The organism is Rhizobacter sp. P3_B12 (assembly GCF_056402895.1).
The window spans coordinates 1-529 of sequence record NZ_JBFUGN010001786.1; the positions used below are offsets into that span (position 1 = coordinate 1).

At 74.4% G+C, this 529-nt stretch carries 1 protein-coding gene; it reads left to right on the plus strand.

Annotation, left to right across the window (positions count from 1 at the left end; all coding sequences use genetic code 11):
• The coding region (locus tag AC1D01_RS38220; RefSeq protein ID WP_477875234.1) for a DUF8082 domain-containing protein at positions 1–529 on the plus strand (529 nt) is incomplete at both ends.

The following is a 529-nucleotide window of genomic DNA, read 5'->3' on the forward strand; positions in this document are numbered from 1 at the left end:
GTTCCGCCAGGCGCTCGCCCGGCGCGTGCTGCCGTCGACCGAGGACGAATCGGAGACGACGGTGATCATGGCGCCGCCGCGGCCGGCGCCGCCCTCGGCCGATCCGCATGCGCCGACGGCGGTGCTGTCGGCCGGGTCGGCCGGATCGGTCCGCACGACCGCGGCGCCGACCGGCTGGGATCCGCAGACGCTCGCCCGCGTCGAGCTGGCGCTGGCCTCGTTCGTCGGGCCGGTCGCGAAGGTGCTGGTGCGCAATGCGGCGCGCTTCAGCACCGACCTGCCGAGCCTTGCGGCGAAGGTGTGCGAGCACCTGGGCAGCGATGCCGACCGCGCGCGCTTCACCGCCAAGCTGGGCGCGACCGGCACGCAGGCGTCGGCGCACCCGGTGAACCCGTCGCTGCCGACCGGCCACCATGCGCTGACCGACGAGATGGTCACGCAGTCGCGCAAGGTGCTGACGGCCCACCTCGGGCCGATCGCCGGCGTGCTGGTGAAGAAGGCGCARGCGAAGGCGCAATCGCAGGAGCAG